Source organism: Neisseria sp. P0020.S005 (genome assembly GCF_051957055.1).
Taxonomy (GTDB): Bacteria; Pseudomonadota; Gammaproteobacteria; order Burkholderiales; family Neisseriaceae; genus Neisseria; species Neisseria subflava_A.
The window spans coordinates 17,178-33,555 of record NZ_JBQCWV010000004.1; the positions used below are offsets into that span (position 1 = coordinate 17,178).

The window sequence follows — 16,378 nt, forward strand, 5'->3', positions numbered from 1 at the left end:
CATTTTATTATTTATAGAATACAATATTTTAAAATAATACTAATTTTTAATTACGCAAAAATATTGACAAGAAAATGATGATGGTTATTTAATATATAAATCTCATTAATAATTTTTATTAATCATTATCATGGTACAGCAGCTTGTTTGGACTCCGAAACAATCCGCGCCCAAGGCATTTCCCGAACGTCAGGCATTAATGCCCGTTTGGGGCGGCGTTCCAATGCCGCGTCCCCAGTGGCAGAACATTTGGAAGAAAAAGCTTCCCCATGCCACGGATGTGGACGCGCTTGCTTATCTGCATATTCCATTTTGCGCCAACCATTGCGTTTTTTGCGGCTTCTACCGTAATGCGTGGAAGGACAGCCAAAGCAGCGTGTACACCGACAAAATTATCGAAGAAATGGCCGCTGAAGCTGAAGTCCGTACAGGCAAGGGCAAAATCCGAGCCGTTTATTTCGGGGGCGGTACGCCGACCGCGTTGCTTACGGAAGACCTCGTCCGTCTGATTCGTGCCTGCTACCAATATTTGCCTCTTGCCGAAGACTGCGAGTTCACCATCGAAGGGCGCATGAGCCATTTCGATTTGGAAAAAGCACAGGCTTGTCTCGAAGCAGGGGCCAACCGTATTTCCATCGGCGTGCAAACCTTCAATACCGCCATCCGCCGCCGTCTCGGCCGCAAACACAGCGGCGACGAGGCGTTTGAATATTTGGCAAAACTATGCGAACTCAATGCCGTGATTGTGGCCGATTTAATGTTCGGTCTGCCCAATCAAACCGATGACGTTTGGCAAAACGATATTGCCCGCGCCGCCGAGCTGCCGCTGTCCGGTTTGGATACGTACGCGTTCAACCTTTATCCCATGCTGCCCATCAACCGCATGATTGAAAAAGGCGCATTTCCGACACCGCCGGGCTTTGATATTCAGGCAGACCAATATGCCTACACGGTTGAAACACTGCTGGAAAAAGGCTGGGAACAGGTCAGCAACAGCCACTTCGCCTATCCCGGCCGCGGCGAGCGCAACCGCTACAATACCCTGATCAAATCCGATATTTCCTGTTTAGCATTCGGCTCCGGAGCAGGCGGTAACTTTGGCGGTTTCAGCTATCAGGTGCAGGGCGATTTGGAGAGCTATCTTGCCACACCGAAAGGCGAGAAAAACATCGCATTTATGAGCGGTCATAGCCCAAATAAAGCACTTCTCAGCAAAGTCCAGCACGATATTGAAACAGGCCGTCTGAATCCATTATTGTTTGACGGCAACAAAGCAGCGCAAAAGCTGATTGCTCAATGGCAGGAAATGCAGCTTTTTAAAGAACCCGATTCAGACGGCCTGATCCGTTTGAATACCAGCGGCCGTTATTGGTCGCCCACCCTTATCCGCAAACTCATGCTCACTCTTCCGACTCAAGAAAAGGATCAAACCATGCAAAAACTTTCAGCCGAACAACAAACTATGTTGCGCCAATCATTGGAAAAAAATCCCGGCCAAGTGCTGGAAATGCTGGCCGCGCAAAACCAATGCAGTTTTGAAGACGTTATCCGCTGCCTGCCTGAAGAGAACGTGCGCCAAACCGAAGGCAGCCGCATTGTCGAAATTCTCCAAGCCATCGCCGCATGGGATGAATCCGTTACCTTTATCGCCCATACCCCTGATGCCATCGTCGAAGTCAGCGGCAAACTGCCCAGCGGCAAAGTCGGCCGCGGTTTCTACAACTTTGACCATCCTGAAACCGATGGTGGCGTACACGGTCATATCTATTACGAAAACTGCGCATCCATCTACCTTTTGGAACGTCCGTTCATGGGCAAAGCCACTTGCTCGCTCAACTTTATCAACCGCAACGGCGGCGCCATGTTTAAAATTTTTGTCGGCCGCGATGAAGCAGGTGAGTTGAAACAACACCAAATCGAAGCCATGCGAAAACTGTTTAATGTAGTATAACTAAAGTATGGTAGGTAACCTTCAGTTAATCTCGTAAAGATTTAATTTCTAGAATTAGATTTGGATACTGATGGTTACCTAAGGTTTAAATAGTTTTTTATATTGCCATGAATACAAATAATAGTATATTAACAACTATATTGTATGATATTTATCATAATGTAATAATTAGAATTATTTCTAAAATAATTATTTTCTTCCCTTTGGGTTTTATAACTGGGATTCTAATAATTTATTCAAAAGATACTTCTATAATAATAAAAAATTTAATTGAAACTTTTGTAAGTATGAATGGTATATTAGTTTTGGCTTTTTACTTATCATTACTTAAGATGCTAGAAGTAATAACAAATTTTAATGTTATAAAAAAATATATTGCTATTACTAAAAGTGAATTATTTGATTTAGTATTAATAGCAATTGTATATCTTCTAGGAGTAACAATTTTTAGTTTATGCCATGATTTTTTTCTTTCTACTGATTCTGGCAGTGTTACGTTATTATGTGCAGTTATAAAATTTATTATTTATTTTTTAATATTTTTAGTTATATTACATGATGATTTTTCAGAATATATTTCATCAAGGATTGGCAGTTATTTTAATAATAGATTAATTAAAAAAATATTATGGCCTTCTATATTAGTATTGTCATTATTTTTAACAATATTTAAGAATTTTTGGTTTATATAATCTATATAAAAATATAAGGAGACTACTATGCAACTCATCTTCGGAGCCAACGGCCCGTCTGGCCGAGCCTATATCCGCACATTGACTGACTCAGCCGATACCGTCGCCGTATTGAGAAGGCCGTCTGAAGACAGCTTTTTTACCGAACACAATATTCAAACCGTCGTCGCCGACGCGCTTGATGCCGACGCGCTCGATAAAGCGTTGGCACAATATCGTCCCGATACCGTGATCAGTTTTGTCGGCGGTAAAAACGAAGAGGGTATCCGCAGCGATGCGCTGGGCAATATCAACATCATTGCCGCGACGAAAGCCGCCAATCCGCAAGCCCGCTTTGTATTGATTACCAGCATGGGCTGCGGTGAACAATGGGACATGATGAGCGAGCCGTTCAAACAGGCACTCGGCGAAGCCGTCCGAGCCAAAACAGAAGCCGAAATCTATCTCAAACAAAGCGGTTTGAATTGGACCATCTTGCGCCCCTGCGGCCTTGCCGATGGCGAAGATAATGCCTACACCTTGACACAAAATGCCCAAGAAATTCCGCAAAAATACATGACGCGTAACGGCTTGGCCGCTGCCGTTGCTGCCATTGTCGGCCAAGCGGACAGCAAGGGCGAAACGTATAGCGTTGGTGCGGCATAAATGGATTGAGTAGGCCGTCTGAAACTGTCTTTTAATTGTTTCAGACGGCCTGATTTTTTCTTAAAATACTGTTTTTATTATGAATATGAGCAAGGAAATCAAAATAACAGACACAAAAAAGACCGGAACATATCCGGTCTTTTTTATGGTTTCGCACTTAAGCTTGGTAACCTTTCGCTTCGGCAAGTAGGGCCAGTAATTCTTCAGTCGTATCCCAACCGATGCAGGCATCCGTAATACTTTGACCGTAAACTTCAGGCTTGTCTTGACGGCCTTCAACCAAGTGGCTTTCCACCATCACGCCCATGATGTTTTCTTCACCGGCTTTCAGCTGCTCCGCAACATCGCGTGCTACATCCATTTGTTTGCGGAAGTCTTTACGGCTGTTGGCATGGCTGCAGTCCACCATCAGTTTGCTGCTCACGCCGGCTTTTTGAAGTTGCGCAACAGCGTCTTTAACGTGTTCTGCGCTGTAATTAGGCTCTTTACCGCCGCGCAAAATCGCATGGCAGTCAGGGTTGCCGCTGGTGTGGACAATCGCGGAATGACCGGCTTTGGTTACAGACAGGAAGTGGTGCGGATGATTGGCGGCGCCGATGGCGTCGATGGCGATTTTCAGATTGCCGTCCGTACCGTTTTTAAAACCGACAGGGCAGGAAAGGCCGCTGGCCAATTCGCGGTGAACCTGGCTTTCAGTCGTACGCGCACCAATCGCGCCCCAAGAAATCAGGTCGGCGTAGTATTGCGGCGTAATCATGTCCAAGAATTCAGTCGAAGCAGGCATGCCCATTTCGTTCAAAGTCAGCAACAACTGACGTGCTTGGCGCAGGCCGTAGTTGATGTCAAACGTACCGTCCAAGTGCGGATCGTTAATCAAACCTTTCCAGCCAACGGTTGTACGCGGTTTTTCAAAATACACGCGCATCACAATCAGCAACTCTTTCTCATATTTTTTGCGCAAGGTCAGCAATTTTTGAGCATATTCTACCGCCGCCTTAGTATCGTGAATCGAGCATGGGCCGATGATGACCAGCAAACGGTTGTCACGGCCGTGAACCAAATCCGAAATCTCATGACGTGTTTTATAAACCAAATTGGCAACCTGAGGCGTAACAGGCAGCTCATACAAATGTGCGATTGGAGGGAGTAACTCTTTGACTTCTTTGATCTTAATGTCATCGGTAGGGTGGTGTTGGGACATGATGGACTCTCTTGTTTATTTTTGATACAGGTTACAGGTTTTAGCAGAATTAAACAAGGCTTGATTTTTTGTTTTAGCAATTTTATTCTAAAATTTCTTTATTTAAATTATTTTATGGAATTTAAAATCAGTTAATTCATAAAAATTAGAATTTAATTCTATTAAAAATTTCATTTATATAATAAAGGGCTTTAAGTTTTTATTAAAATACAGGCCGTCTGAAAAAGTTCAGACGGCCTTTCTTTAATTAAAACAGGATACCAAATCTCATCTCAATCTATATTGCGAACAATTATTTTGCAGAATTGCTAACTTGTTTCATCCAGGCAAACAGTTCGTCTAAGTCATAATCGCCGCTGTGGCCAACATCCCAAGGCAGGGCGTAGTCGACGGTTTGGCCGTTGTTTTGCAGTTTGGCGGTTAAGATGGCGGAGACTGCCAGTGAGGTGTCGCGGTCGTTGGTGCCGACGCGGATGCGCCAGTTTTGCGGCAGGTTTACGCCCGGTTTGCCGATGTAGTTGAGCGGGTTCATGATTTTGACGGTTTCTTCGTCCGCGATTTCGGCGTTGGCAGCGGTGTTGTGTTGAAGAGGTAAACGGATACGATAACCAATACTAAGGCCGTCTGAAACGCCAAGTTGGGTTTCAGACGGCCTGATTTTTTGTAACGTTATGTAGTGTTGTGCGTTGCGCTGTGAAGTAATATTAGCTTGGATTTATCTATTTGATAAATATAAATTTAATGAGGAATTATGCCTTGAAAATCCTATTTATCCGGTATCTGTAAAAGTGTGAATCTGCCTTGTAAATCAGTATGCAGGACAGGCATTCTTACTTTATCCACAGATTGGTTCTACTTGTCAGAACGTTTTGCTCAATTCGACAAACATTCTGGATTTGCCGTATTCGTAGAACTTGTCGTTGCTCCATGTTTTGTTGTGGGCAATGGTCAGGCGCGGGGTGATGCCTTTGAAATGGAGGGCGCGGTGCCATACGCTCAGGGAGGCGGAGGCTTCTTTGTCGCGGCGGTTTTGTTCGTTGCTGAAGAAGGCGGGGGCTTGGTAACGGCGTTGGGCGGCGCTGAGGCGTAGGACGGTGGAGAGGCCTTTGGGCCACTCTTGCCCCCATGTGGTGCGCAGGGCGTAGCGGTTGAAGCTGTCGCTTTTGTCGTCGCGGTTGCGTTCGCGGTAGAGGTCGATACCGGCTACCCAGTATTGGCGCGCGTTGCGGTAGTACACGATGGAATTGCTGAGCAGTTGGCTGGTATTGTTGGAATGTTCACGGCGGCTGTTTTTCAGACGGCCTGCTTCAAATGCGCTGAGGGTTTGCAGCTTGGGTTGCCACCAATGGTTGTAGTGGAGGCGTGCGCCGTTGGTGTAGGTGTAGGGGTCGTTGCCGTAGAAGCGGCGTTCATGGAACGGGGTCATGCCGATATCGTTGCGCTGGTCGGCATAGCCGATGCCTGCCGAAAAGCGTGTGGTGAGGTCGTTGTAGTTGGTGTGTTTGGTATAGATTTTGCCGTAATGGTCTGCGCCTGCCGTGGCATAGAAGCCGCGGGGCAGCGACCATTTTTTTTCTGCGCCGATTTGGTAATGGATGGCAGTGGCATCGATGGGTTCGGGGAATGTCCAGCCTCGGAAGCAGTCGTCGTCGGGATAGGCAAGGCGCACGGCGTGGCATTGTTCATCGTTCAGGTGGTTGCCCAGACGGCGTTGGCCGGGGGCTTGGTTGATGTTTTGTTCGCGCGTGATGTTCAAGCCGGCATTGAATTGCCATGAGTCGCGTTCACGCAGGGCTTTGCGGTAGGTTTCGATGCGTTCTTGCAAGGCAGGCGGGAGGGATTCGGTTTGTAGTTTGTCGAACTGGTCGGCTGCGGCTTCGTTTTGTTTGTCTTCAAACAAGGCGGTCGCAAGCTGCCAGCGGACGGCGGAGGCATCGGGTTGCTCGGCGATAAAGCGGCGGTAATGGCCGATGGCTTCGGCGGCGCGTCCTTCGGATTGGGCAAGCAAACCTTTGGCATAGCGTGCCATGGCGCGGTCGTGTTCTGGCCATTGTTCGTAAATGGGCAAAACGGCTTTGATGCCGGGGATGTTGTGGGCGACGACGGCGGAATACATGGCGCGTGCCAGTAATTCGGTATTGGCAAGCAGGGTGTCGGCATCGACGTTGATGATTTTTTCAGACGGCCTGTTTGTCTGCTCGACAGGGATGTTGTGCGTTTCGGGTTGTTGGGGTTCGGCTGTGTTGACTTGAAGCTCGGGTTTCACATCAGGCGGCACATCGGCGGCGTGAAGGGAAAGGGGAAGGATGGCGAGGAGGAGCAGACGTTTTTTCATGGCAATGTTTGGGATGTTATCGGTATAAGTGGGCAGATTGTACAATGTTTTGAGTCAGAAATTTTACAAACCGAGTGCCATTATATCTGATAAAGACGACAAAAGGCCATCTGAAACCCGATGGGATTTCAGACGGCCTTTATTTGCGAGTCGGATTTAGTTTTGGTCCAAGTCCAAATCCAAATCGGCTTTGATGGTGTGCGCGCCTGCCGGACGGTAGATTTCGGAAGGCAGCGAGGAGGCGAATGCCGTGGCGGAGAAAAGAGCCAAAATGCCGGTGGCCAGTAACGATTTTGCTTTGGTCATCGGTTTTCCTTTCTGAAAAGGGTTTTGAGAATGGCATCATCTTATCGGTAGGTATGAGTGGCGGCAAGCGGATAAACCTGATTTTACGTGCGACTACATGATTTGTTTGGAGGGCGTTGATTCTTTGCTTTGGGCTGGTGTTTGCTTGCAGAAAAATGCTGCCGGATAAGACTTAGCCGAGACGGAACAATTCGCTGCCGTGCGCCTTCAGCCATTGTTCGGCTTGGTCGACATGCGGCGTGAGCGAGTGTGTCAGAGCCCAAAACGCAGGGCTGTGGTCGGGATGGCGCAGGTGGGCGAGTTCGTGCAGGCAGACGTAGTCGGCGACATATTCGGGTGCGCCGATGAGCCGCCAGTTGAGGCGGATGCCGGTGGTGTGGCGGCAAACACCCCAGAAGGTTTTGGCGTTGGAAAGGGAAATGGCACTCGGGGTCAGGCGTGTGGTTCGGATATGGCCTTTGAGGCGCGGTAGCAGATATTCGTGCGCACGCTCGTGCAGGAAGCGGTGCAAATGGGTAAGTTGGGCGGTGGTTTCTTTTTCTGGCAATAGGATTTCAGACGGCCTGATTTGGATGTGGTTTGCCGTGTGGACGGACAAGGCTGTCTGAACGCCTTGATACCAAATCCATTCGGGAAGCGTGTCGGTGGGTGTTTGCCGAGCCGGTGTTTTGTTTAGGGTACGGCGCAGGATGGCTTCGTTGTCGTTCAGCCATTGGGTAAAGGTGTGCTGGGTAACAAACGGAGGGATGTTGATGCTGACGGTATCGGCGGAAACGGGGCGCAAGATGAGGTTTTTCTTGGCGCTGCATTTGAGCTGGATATGAATAGTGAGGCCGTCTGAAAGGGTGTGGGTATGGAGGCGGGACATGATCTTAATGGAAATATTGGGGACGGCATGGAAAGGGCGGGCATAGCGGCCCACCCGATGGAATGATTTATTTGGTTTTGGGTGCGAACGGGCCTTGTCCGGTAATCAGGGGCTGTTGGTTTTCAATCCATTGCTCGCATTGGGCCATGAGTTCGGCTTCATTGCCGTTGTTGTGGGCAATGGGTTTGCCGATGATGACGCTGACCGTGCCGGGGTATTTGAGGAAGGAGTTGCGCGGCCAAAACTCGCCGCTGTTGAGCGCGACGGGGACGATGTCCATCTCGAACATTTTTGCCATGCGCGCGCCGCCGAGTTTGTAGCGGCCTTTTTCGCCGGGCGGCAGGCGTGTGCCTTCGGGGAAAATGGTAATCCAATAGCCTTCGTTTTTACGCGCAAGGCCTTGTTCTAAGAGTTGTTTGTTGGCTTCGCGGCTGTTGCTGCGGTCGATACCGATGGTTTTAACCAGCCTCAAGCCCCAGCCGAAGAAAGGGATTTTGAAGAGTTCGCGTTTGGCAACATAGACTTGCGGCGGAAAAATCTCTTGCAGGGCGAGGGTTTCCCAGCCGCTTTGGTGTTTGGCGCAGATGATGGCAGGGTGGTCGGGAATGTTTTCCGCGCCGCTTAAGGTGTAGTTCAAACCGATGATGTGCTTGAGCGACCAGTTGAGGATGCGCACCCAAATTTGCGCCATTTTGTGCGCACCGCCTTGGAAGGGCAGGGCAAGCAGCATAAAGGGGAACAGCAAAATAATGCTGGAGGAAAGGATGAACCAGTAAATCAGGTTGCGGATAATCAGCATATCGGGGAAAAGTCTGTCGTTTGAAAGCCGTCTGAACGCCGTTGTCGGCAGTTTCAGACGGCCTTGTCGTTTATAGGATGGCTTGCGCGGCTTCTTCGATTTGTGTGTTTTCACGCATGATGTATTGCGAGAAAGCCAGCAGGTTGTCGAAGACTTGGGTGTGCTCGGGCAGGTCTTGTTCGTGTTTGGCCAGCGTTTTTTTGCCTTTGCCGGTCAGGACGAGTGCGGATTTGCCGCCTGCGGCATCAATGGCTTGCAGGTCACGCAGGCTGTCGCCAACCAGCCAGGTTTCGGCGGCATTGGCCTTGAAGCGTTCGATGATGTCGATAATCATGCCGGGCTTGGGTTTGCGACATTCGCAGTTGTCGGTGGCGGTGTGCGGGCAAAACCAAATGCCGTCGATGGTACCGCCTGCTTGAACGGCAAGGCGGTGCATTTTCGCGTGCATTTCGGTCAGGTCTTGCACGGTAAAGTATTTGCGGCCGATACCGGATTGGTTGGTGGCCACGGCAATGGTGTAGCCTGCCTGCGTTAAAAAGGCGATGGCATCCATGCTGCCTTCGATGGGAATCCATTCGTCAACGGATTTGACGAAATCGTCACGGTCTTGATTGATGACGCCGTCGCGGTCGAGGATGATGAGTTTCATGGTGTGGGCTCTTATTTTTCTGCTTTCAAACTGCTTTTCCATTTTTCAAAGGCCGTCTGAAAAATGGGTGTCAGTTTGGCGAAGGTTTCCGGGGTGTTTTTGACGTGGTAGAAGCCGCCGAGCGAGGGCGTGTCGAGGGCAAGGACGTAGTCTTCCATAAATGCGCCGTAGCCGTCTTCTTCGTCGGTGTAGTAGAACTCGGTAAACCGTTGGCCGAGTTCGGTAAAGTCGTCCGCCGTCAGTGCGCCATCCATGTGTTTGAGCAGGAAGTGCCGTCCGCTGATTTTGCCCGAGGTCATGGCGGCGAAGTCGGCTGCGGTTTCGGGGGCGGTTTGCCAGACGGGGTTGACGAGGCCTGCCTGCGCCGCCCACTGCCAGTACATACCGATGTGGGTAGCGGCGTTTTCGGGCGGGAGCTGGTCGGGATAGTCTTCGTCGAGATGGAAACGGATATTGTCGTACATGGACGGGGTTCGTTGGGGGAAAGGGGGTATTGTAGCGGAAAATAATGAATTAGGCCGTCTGAAAGAGGGTGTTTCAGACGGCCTTAAGGGAATTTAACCTTTAAATACGGGAACAAGCTCCATTTGGCTCAGTATTTGGGCGGCAATGTTGATGATGCCGAAGAGGAAGACCCAAACCATCAGCCAGAATCCGCCGTAAACTTTGTAGTTTTTGCCGACGCCGAATTTATGGCGCGAGCGGTAGAGCAGCATGGCGGGGATGATGCCTGTCCAGATGGTGGCGGCCAAGCCGACGTAGCCGATGGCGGTAACGAAGCCGGTAGGGAAGAGCAGACAGGAAATCAAAGGCGGCAGGAAGGTCAGCGCGGCGGTTTTGGTACGGCCGGAGATGCTGTCGTTCCATTTGAAGATGTCGGCGATGTAGTCGAACAGGCCGAGCGTTACGCCGAGGAAGGACGTTGCAATCGCCATGTAGGAGAACAGGGTCAACACTTTGTCCATATTGCCGGTTTGGGCGAACTTGGACAGCGTTTCGATCAGGACGGAAACTTGGCCTTCTGCGGCGATAACCGGTGCGAACTCGCTGCGCGGCAGGTTGCCTTGGATAGCGATTTGCCAGAGGACGTAAATCACCAAGGCAATCAGCGTACCCGACCACAGGGATTTGGCCACTTTGGGCGCGTCGCCTTTAAAGTATTTGAGCAGGCTGGAGACGTTGCCGTGGAAACCGAATGACGCAAGGCAAACGGGCAGGGCGGTAGCGACATAAATCCAGTAGCTGGTGCCGGTAGGGGCTTGGGTGTCGAACAGGACAGGCATTTTGGCATCAGCAATCAGGCCGCCGGTTGCCCAAATAAAGGTCAATACCATGCCGCCGATGAGGATGCTGGTGAAACGGTCAACCAAGCGTGCGGATGCCCAAACGCAAAAGGCGAGAATGCCGAAGAAGACGAGTTGGCCGACGGTGAGCGAAATTTCGCCGCCTACCGCGCTGCCGATGCCTTTGGCAGTCAGGTCGCCGCCGACGAAGATGTAGGCGTAGGTGAGCAGGTATAAAACGAAGGCGACGGCAACGCCGTTTATGATATTCCAAGCCGGGCCGAGCAGGTCTTTAACCATGGTGTCGAAGCTGGCACCGTGCGGATAATGGGTGTTGACTTCCAAAATCATCAGGCCGCTGGAGAGCATGGAAAACCAGGTGTACAGCAACACGGCCAGCGAGCCGGTAAACCATACGCCGGATGTGGCGGTCGGGTTGGCAAGCATGCCTGCGCCGATAACCGTACCGGCGATAATCATCGCGCCGCCGAATAGGGATGGGGTTTTGGTTGACATTGTTTGTCTTTCTTCTAGGAATGCGTGGTTGTCATTATGCCGTAAAGTGTAAGAAAAGGTAAAGCAAAGGCCGTCTGAAAACCCAATTGTCGTTTTCAGACGGCCTTTGATGTGTATAAATGCAACTGATTAAATCAATTTTCGCAGTTTCAATTCGTTTTTCAGATACGCGTAATAAACTGGCGCGACGATGATGCCGCCGATGCCGAAAATGCGTTCAAAGACGACCATCGCCACCAGCAATTCCCATGCGCTGGATTCGATTTCCGAGCCGATGATTTTGGCGTTGAGGAAATATTCGAGCTTGTGGATGACAACGAGGAACACCAGCGATGCGAGTGCGACGTACAGCGATGCGCCGAGGCTCAAAATAATAATGATGGTGTTGGAAATCAGGTTGCCCGCTACCGGAATCAGTCCGACGATAAAGGCGACGATCAGGACGGTCATTTTAAACGGCAGCTCAACACCGAACAGCGGTAAAACCAAGTAAAGGTACAGGCCGGTCAGGAAGGTGTCGATCAGCGAGATTTTGACTTGGGCGAGGAACACGCGTTCAAAGCTGGTTTCAAAATTGATGATGCGGTGCACCAATTCGGCTTTAAACAATGGCATTTTGCGGCGGTTTTTACGCATTTTCAGGCGGTGGAAGCTGAGCATGGCGCCGATGATGATGCCGATGAGGATGTACACGAAGGACGTGATGCTGTTTTTACTGATGCGGGTCAGTGCGGCGCGGTATTCTTCAATCAGCTTGATTGCCGAGGCTTTGATTTCGGCCATATTGTTGGGCAGCATATTGAGAATGGCCGCAGGCAGGTCTTGGCTGTTTTTGGTGTCTTCTAAAATCGCCGCCAGCTTCGCCAACATAAAGCCGACATGGCCGCCGTGTATCAGGTGGTAAATGCCCAAAGACATCATCGTGATGATGCTGAACACGATGGCCAGCGTCAGCGTGGTGGAAATCAGGTTGATATTGTGCGCATTGAGCGATTTATGCAGCCGCGTGTTGCGCGGCAAAACACGGCGGCGGAGCTTGAGGATGACGCCGTTGGTGCGCGTAATAAAGATATAGGTCAGGATAACCGACAGCAGCAGCGGCAGAAAATGGTAGTGCAAGACAATCAGCAAGGCCAAGCCCATCAGGATATAGGAAGCATTGCGGAAAGTCAGGTTGTCGGAGTGGGAAGAGAGTAAGGACATGTGAAGCCAATAAGGTAAAAAGCAAAAAAAACAGGTCAGGCCGTCTGAAAAACCATGTTCAGACGGCCTAACTTAATGACAGCGATTAATCGTGCAATGAGGCCGCGTGTACCGTGTTTTCCAACAAAGTGGCAATCGTCATCGGGCCGACGCCGCCGGGAACGGGCGTAATCATGGAAGCACGTTCTTTGGCAACATCAAACTCCACGTCGCCGCACAGGCTGCCGTCGTCCAAGCGGTTGATGCCCACATCGATAACGACTGCGCCGGGTTTGACCCATTCGCCTTTAACGAAATTCGGAATGCCTACGCCGACCACCAAAATATCTGCGGCAGCAATTTCATCGGCAAGGTTTTGCGTGGCGCTGTGGCAAATGGTTACCGTCGCGCGGGACAGCAGCAATTCCAACGCCTGCGGGCGGCCGACAATATTGGACGCGCCGACGACGACCGCTTTTTTGCCTTTCGGGTCGATGCCGTAGGCTTCCAACAAAGTCATCACGCCTTTGGGTGTGCAAGGGCGCATCAGCGGCATTTTGACGACCAGGCGGCCGACGTTGTAAGGGTGGAAGCCGTCCACATCCTTATGCGGCTCGATACGCTCCAAAACCGCTTGGCTGTCGATGTGTGCCGGCAGCGGCAGTTGCACCAAAATACCGTCGACGGCAGGGTCGCCGTTCAATTCGTCCACCAGTTTCAGCAAATCGTCTTGCGTGGTTTCAGACGGCAGCTCATAAGAGCGCGATTCGATGCCGCTTTTTTGGCAGGCCAGTTTTTTATTGCGTACATAAACCGCGCTGGCAGGGTCGTTGCCAACCAATACCACCGCCAAGCAAGGCGTGTGCAAACCTTTTTCCTGACGCGCTTTTACCGCCTGCGCGACCGCCTCGATGCGTTGCTGGGAGATTTTTTTTCCGTCTATAAGTTCTGCAGCCATGATTTTTCCTCCTCAATAGGGATAAATATTGCGTTTAAATTATCGCATTTTTCAGACGGCCTGACACAAAAGAGTAGCCCTGATTGTGAAGCATAAAAATAAATAACGATTAAAAATAATAAGATAATCAAAAAATGAAAAAATAAAGCAAAGTAGGTGTTGACCGAGTTGAAAAGGGTCTGTATAGTTCAGGTCTTCAGTCGGGGCGTAGCGCAGCCCGGTTAGCGCATCTGCTTTGGGAGCAGAGGGTCGTGAGTTCGAATCCCACCGCCCCGACCACAAAATTCTTCGCACGAATCGGCATGAGCGCCCGTAGCTCAACCGGATAGAGCACCGACCTTCTAAGTCGGGGGTTACAGGTTCGATTCCTGTCGGGCGTGCCAATTTTTACGGTGGCTGTAGCTCAGTTGGTAGAGCCCTGGATTGTGATTCCAGTTGTCGTGGGTTCGAGCCCCATCAGCCACCCCAGATGAAAGCCTGCATATTGTATGCAGGCTTTTTTCCGTTTATACCCGAATTTTACTTCAGATTTAATTGGGTTTCAAAAAAGTATTTATCAAACCGTTTCATCATGGCATCGGCAAAAATGGCGTTTGCTGTGTTATCAAATATCAATGAATACGCAGTCAAGCCCGAATATTGTACCGTTCGGTATCTTTTTATGGCGTTTCGCCGTTATCCTTTATAATACCCTGATTATTTTCTGTTTCATTCCCAAAGGAACCGCATCATGTCCGAATGGTCAGCTCCAGAATTTGAATCCAAAATCTGTCCGCCTGAAAAGCTGGCGGAACGTTTGGCGGCATTGCCCCGTCCGCTGGTGTTTACCAACGGTTGTTTCGATATTCTCCACCGAGGCCATGTAACGTATCTGGCGCAGGCGCGATCGGCCGGTGCGGCTTTGGTGTTGGCGTTGAATACCGATGCTTCGGTGCGCCGTCAGGGCAAAGGGGACGACCGTCCGATCAATCCTTTGGAAAACCGCGCGGCAGTGGCAGCAGCATTGGCCAGCGTGGATTTGGTCACATGGTTTGATGACGATACGCCGGCTGCTCTGATTGAAATGGTCAAACCCGATGTGTTGATTAAAGGCGGCGATTGGCCTGTGGATAAGATTGTCGGTGCGGCCGAGACGTTTGCGCGTGGCGGCAAAGTGTTTTCGATTCCGTTTTTACACCAGACTTCGACCACCAAAACTTTGGCGAAAATCCGCGAAGCCGGAGGAGGCGAATGACGGATTTGAACAGCCGCCATTGGGCCTTGCTAGCCGCGCTTTCAGACGGCCTGCCGCAACACGTTTCTCAGTTGGCGCGTGTGGTTGGGATGAAGCCGCAACAATTAAACGGATTCTGGCAGCAGATGCCGGGCCATATCCGCGGTTTGCTGCGCCAGCATGACGGGCAATGGCGTTTGGTACGCCCTTTGGCTGTGTTTTCCGAAGAATCTTTGCAACAAATGGCCGGAAAACAGGGTTTTCGTGCGCAGTTGAAACACGAATGTTCGTCCAGCAACGATGAAATTATGGCTTTGGCGCGTCAGTCTGCAAATTTGGCACATAAAGCCTTGTGTGTGGCGCATTTCCAAACCAAAGGACGTGGACGGCAAGGGCGGAGTTGGGTCAACCGACAAGGCGAATGCCTGATGTTCAGCTTGGGCTGGGCGTTTGACAAGCCGCAATATGAGCTGGGTTCACTGGCGTTGGTGGTGGCATTGGCTTGCCGCCGTGCGCTTGCCGATATCGGTTTGGACGTAAATATCAAGTGGCCGAACGATTTGGTCGTGGCCAACGATAAATTGGCCGGTATTTTGATTGAAACGGCTCGGGTAGAGAATAAGACTGTCGCCGTCATCGGCATCGGCATCAATTTTGTATTGCCGAAAGAAGTTGAAAACGCCACTTCCGTGCAGGCCTTGTTTCAGACGGCCTCTAAGCAGGGCGTAAGCGTCAAAACCTTGTTGAATGCGGTGTTGGCGCAACTTGATGCGCTGTTGAGCGAATACGCGCAAAACGGATTTGCGTCATGTGTCGGCGAATACGATGCCGCCAACCGTGACACAGGCAGGCCGGTATTGCTGCTTCAAGAAGGGCGCATTGTTCATGAAGGCGTAGTCAAAGGCGTGGATGCGCAAGGCGCGTTGCGTTTGTTGACCGACAATGGCGAGAAAACCATTGTCAGCGGCGAGATCAGCTTGCGTCCGGATAACCGCCCGGCACAACCTGCCGCTGCGAAACCGGAACGCTTTTTGCTGCTGGACGGCGGCAACAGTCAGTTGAAATGGGCGTGGGTAGAGAACGGCACATTTTCCGAAGTCGGCCGCGCGCCGTATCGTGATTTGACCCAGCTGGGTGAAGAATGGCTGCAATTTGCCGATGACGATGTGAAGATTGTCGGTTGCGCCGTGTGCGGTTCGGTAAAAAAAGCGATGGTAGAAGAACAATTAACCCGTCCGGTTGAATGGCTGTCTTCTATGCCGCAGGCTTTGGGTATCCGCAATCATTACCGCCGCCCTGAAGAACATGGTTCCGACCGCTGGTTTAATGCGCTGGGCAGCCGCCGCTTTACGCAAAACGCCTGCGTCGTCGTCAGCTGCGGCACCGCCGTAACCACCGATGCGCTGACGGAAGATAATCATTATCTCGGCGGCACCATCATGCCCGGTTTCCACTTAATGAAAGAGGCGATGGCGCTCAAAACCGCCAACCTCAACCGCCCCATCGGCAAGGTATATCCGTTCCCAACCACAACGCCGAACGCCATTGCCAGCGGCATGATGGATGCCGTTTGCGGCGCGTTGATGATGATGCATGGCCGTCTGAAAGACAAAACGGGCGAGGGCAAACCGGTCGATATTATTATCACGGGTGGCGGCGCGGCCAGAGTCGTGCAGGCGCTGCCGGACTCATTCGTTCATGACAATCAAGTGAAAATCGTCGATAATCTCGTGATTCACGGGCTCTTGCATTGGATTGCCCATCGCAACGGACAATAAAA

General features: G+C 50.7%; 15 protein-coding genes, 3 tRNA genes and 1 pseudogene. 8 read left to right on the forward strand and 11 right to left on the reverse strand.

Annotated elements, in window-relative coordinates; all coding sequences use genetic code 11:
- Nucleotides 1-130 precede the first annotated feature (130 nt).
- The 3 genes from hutW (at nt 131) to ACTHTU_RS04485 (ending at nt 3,288) form a co-directional block, all read left to right on the forward strand.
- Nucleotides 131-1,951 carry a heme anaerobic degradation radical SAM methyltransferase ChuW/HutW gene (hutW, locus tag ACTHTU_RS04475; RefSeq protein ID WP_440361882.1) on the forward strand — a complete coding sequence of 607 codons (1,821 nt, stop codon included), beginning with the start codon at nt 131-133 and terminating at the stop codon, nt 1,949-1,951.
- A 107-nt stretch (nt 1,952-2,058) separates the two neighbouring features.
- A complete protein-coding gene (locus ACTHTU_RS04480) occupies nt 2,059-2,643 on the forward strand; it encodes a hypothetical protein (protein ID WP_440361883.1) in 585 nt (194 codons plus the stop codon).
- Between the two features lie 27 nt (nt 2,644-2,670).
- Nucleotides 2,671-3,288: an NAD(P)H-binding protein gene (locus ACTHTU_RS04485; RefSeq protein ID WP_070584578.1), complete on the forward strand. Its 618-nt coding sequence runs from the start codon at nt 2,671-2,673 to the stop codon at nt 3,286-3,288.
- A 157-nt stretch (nt 3,289-3,445) separates the two neighbouring features.
- Here the strand turns inward: ACTHTU_RS04485 and aroG are convergent, their stop codons facing one another.
- From aroG to folD, 11 genes and pseudogenes are all read right to left on the reverse strand, one after another.
- Nucleotides 3,446-4,489: a 3-deoxy-7-phosphoheptulonate synthase AroG gene (gene aroG / locus ACTHTU_RS04490; protein ID WP_440361884.1), complete on the reverse strand. Its 1,044-nt coding sequence runs from the start codon at nt 4,487-4,489 to the stop codon at nt 3,446-3,448.
- Nucleotides 4,490-4,781: 292 nt separating this feature from the next.
- Nucleotides 4,782-5,078, reverse strand: a pseudogene (locus ACTHTU_RS04495) (subtype B tannase); the annotation flags it as partial.
- 270 nt (nt 5,079-5,348) lie between these two features.
- A complete protein-coding gene (locus tag ACTHTU_RS04500; protein ID WP_440361885.1) occupies nt 5,349-6,824 on the reverse strand; it encodes a surface lipoprotein assembly modifier in 1,476 nt (491 codons plus the stop codon).
- A gap of 156 nt (nt 6,825-6,980) precedes the next feature.
- Entirely contained in the window at nt 6,981-7,130 is a 150-nt protein-coding gene (locus ACTHTU_RS04505; RefSeq protein WP_168163644.1) for a hypothetical protein, read from the reverse strand.
- 172 nt (nt 7,131-7,302) lie between these two features.
- Nucleotides 7,303-7,998, reverse strand: a complete 696-nt coding sequence (locus tag ACTHTU_RS04510) for a M48 family metallopeptidase (protein WP_440361886.1) — start codon at nt 7,996-7,998, stop codon at nt 7,303-7,305.
- 67 nt (nt 7,999-8,065) lie between these two features.
- Complete coding sequence (locus ACTHTU_RS04515; RefSeq protein WP_440361978.1) at nt 8,066-8,797, reverse strand: lysophospholipid acyltransferase family protein; 732 nt, start codon at nt 8,795-8,797, stop codon at nt 8,066-8,068.
- A gap of 70 nt (nt 8,798-8,867) precedes the next feature.
- On the reverse strand, nt 8,868-9,446 hold the full coding sequence (gene gmhB / locus ACTHTU_RS04520) for a D-glycero-beta-D-manno-heptose 1,7-bisphosphate 7-phosphatase (protein ID WP_440361887.1): 579 nt from the start codon (nt 9,444-9,446) through the stop codon (nt 8,868-8,870).
- Nucleotides 9,447-9,457: 11 nt separating this feature from the next.
- A complete protein-coding gene (locus ACTHTU_RS04525; RefSeq protein ID WP_440361888.1) occupies nt 9,458-9,910 on the reverse strand; it encodes a DUF7832 domain-containing protein in 453 nt (150 codons plus the stop codon).
- Between the two features lie 93 nt (nt 9,911-10,003).
- The gene (locus tag ACTHTU_RS04530; RefSeq protein ID WP_440361889.1) at nt 10,004-11,245 is read right to left on the reverse strand and encodes an aromatic amino acid transporter; all 1,242 of its coding nucleotides are present in this window, start codon (nt 11,243-11,245) and stop codon (nt 10,004-10,006) included.
- A gap of 129 nt (nt 11,246-11,374) precedes the next feature.
- Nucleotides 11,375-12,448, reverse strand: a complete 1,074-nt coding sequence (locus ACTHTU_RS04535; protein ID WP_300480463.1) for an AI-2E family transporter — start codon at nt 12,446-12,448, stop codon at nt 11,375-11,377.
- A gap of 85 nt (nt 12,449-12,533) precedes the next feature.
- Complete coding sequence (gene folD, locus ACTHTU_RS04540; protein ID WP_440361890.1) at nt 12,534-13,385, reverse strand: bifunctional methylenetetrahydrofolate dehydrogenase/methenyltetrahydrofolate cyclohydrolase FolD; 852 nt, start codon at nt 13,383-13,385, stop codon at nt 12,534-12,536.
- A gap of 201 nt (nt 13,386-13,586) precedes the next feature.
- Here folD and ACTHTU_RS04545 point away from each other — a divergent pair.
- The 5 genes from ACTHTU_RS04545 to ACTHTU_RS04565 all read left to right on the forward strand — a co-directional run bounded on the left by ACTHTU_RS04545 (nt 13,587) and on the right by ACTHTU_RS04565 (nt 16,376).
- A tRNA-Pro gene (locus ACTHTU_RS04545) sits at nt 13,587-13,664 on the forward strand.
- A 27-nt stretch (nt 13,665-13,691) separates the two neighbouring features.
- Nucleotides 13,692-13,768 (forward strand) — tRNA-Arg (locus ACTHTU_RS04550).
- Between the two features lie 9 nt (nt 13,769-13,777).
- Nucleotides 13,778-13,853: transfer RNA gene (locus tag ACTHTU_RS04555), tRNA-His, on the forward strand.
- A gap of 259 nt (nt 13,854-14,112) precedes the next feature.
- Nucleotides 14,113-14,619 carry an adenylyltransferase/cytidyltransferase family protein gene (locus ACTHTU_RS04560; protein WP_141745162.1) on the forward strand — a complete coding sequence of 169 codons (507 nt, stop codon included), beginning with the start codon at nt 14,113-14,115 and terminating at the stop codon, nt 14,617-14,619.
- A complete protein-coding gene (locus ACTHTU_RS04565) occupies nt 14,616-16,376 on the forward strand; it encodes a bifunctional biotin--[acetyl-CoA-carboxylase] ligase/type III pantothenate kinase (RefSeq protein ID WP_440361891.1) in 1,761 nt (586 codons plus the stop codon). Before ACTHTU_RS04560 ends, ACTHTU_RS04565 begins: the two co-directional genes overlap by 4 nt.
- Nucleotides 16,377-16,378 lie beyond the last annotated feature (2 nt).

Coding starts and splice junctions, on each gene's coding strand:
- hutW (WP_440361882.1), top strand. CDS start 131: ATGGTACAGCAGCTTGTTTGGACTCCGAAACAATCCGCGCCCAAGGCA.
- ACTHTU_RS04480 (WP_440361883.1), top strand. CDS start 2,059: ATGAATACAAATAATAGTATATTAACAACTATATTGTATGATATTTAT.
- ACTHTU_RS04485 (WP_070584578.1), top strand. CDS start 2,671: ATGCAACTCATCTTCGGAGCCAACGGCCCGTCTGGCCGAGCCTATATC.
- aroG (WP_440361884.1), bottom strand. CDS start 4,489: ATGTCCCAACACCACCCTACCGATGACATTAAGATCAAAGAAGTCAAA.
- ACTHTU_RS04500 (WP_440361885.1), bottom strand. CDS start 6,824: ATGAAAAAACGTCTGCTCCTCCTCGCCATCCTTCCCCTTTCCCTTCAC.
- ACTHTU_RS04505 (WP_168163644.1), bottom strand. CDS start 7,130: ATGACCAAAGCAAAATCGTTACTGGCCACCGGCATTTTGGCTCTTTTC.
- ACTHTU_RS04510 (WP_440361886.1), bottom strand. CDS start 7,998: ATGTCCCGCCTCCATACCCACACCCTTTCAGACGGCCTCACTATTCAT.
- ACTHTU_RS04515 (WP_440361978.1), bottom strand. CDS start 8,797: ATGCTGATTATCCGCAACCTGATTTACTGGTTCATCCTTTCCTCCAGC.
- gmhB (WP_440361887.1), bottom strand. CDS start 9,446: ATGAAACTCATCATCCTCGACCGCGACGGCGTCATCAATCAAGACCGT.
- ACTHTU_RS04525 (WP_440361888.1), bottom strand. CDS start 9,910: ATGTACGACAATATCCGTTTCCATCTCGACGAAGACTATCCCGACCAG.
- ACTHTU_RS04530 (WP_440361889.1), bottom strand. CDS start 11,245: ATGTCAACCAAAACCCCATCCCTATTCGGCGGCGCGATGATTATCGCC.
- ACTHTU_RS04535 (WP_300480463.1), bottom strand. CDS start 12,448: ATGTCCTTACTCTCTTCCCACTCCGACAACCTGACTTTCCGCAATGCT.
- folD (WP_440361890.1), bottom strand. CDS start 13,385: ATGGCTGCAGAACTTATAGACGGAAAAAAAATCTCCCAGCAACGCATC.
- ACTHTU_RS04565 (WP_440361891.1), top strand. CDS start 14,616: ATGACGGATTTGAACAGCCGCCATTGGGCCTTGCTAGCCGCGCTTTCA.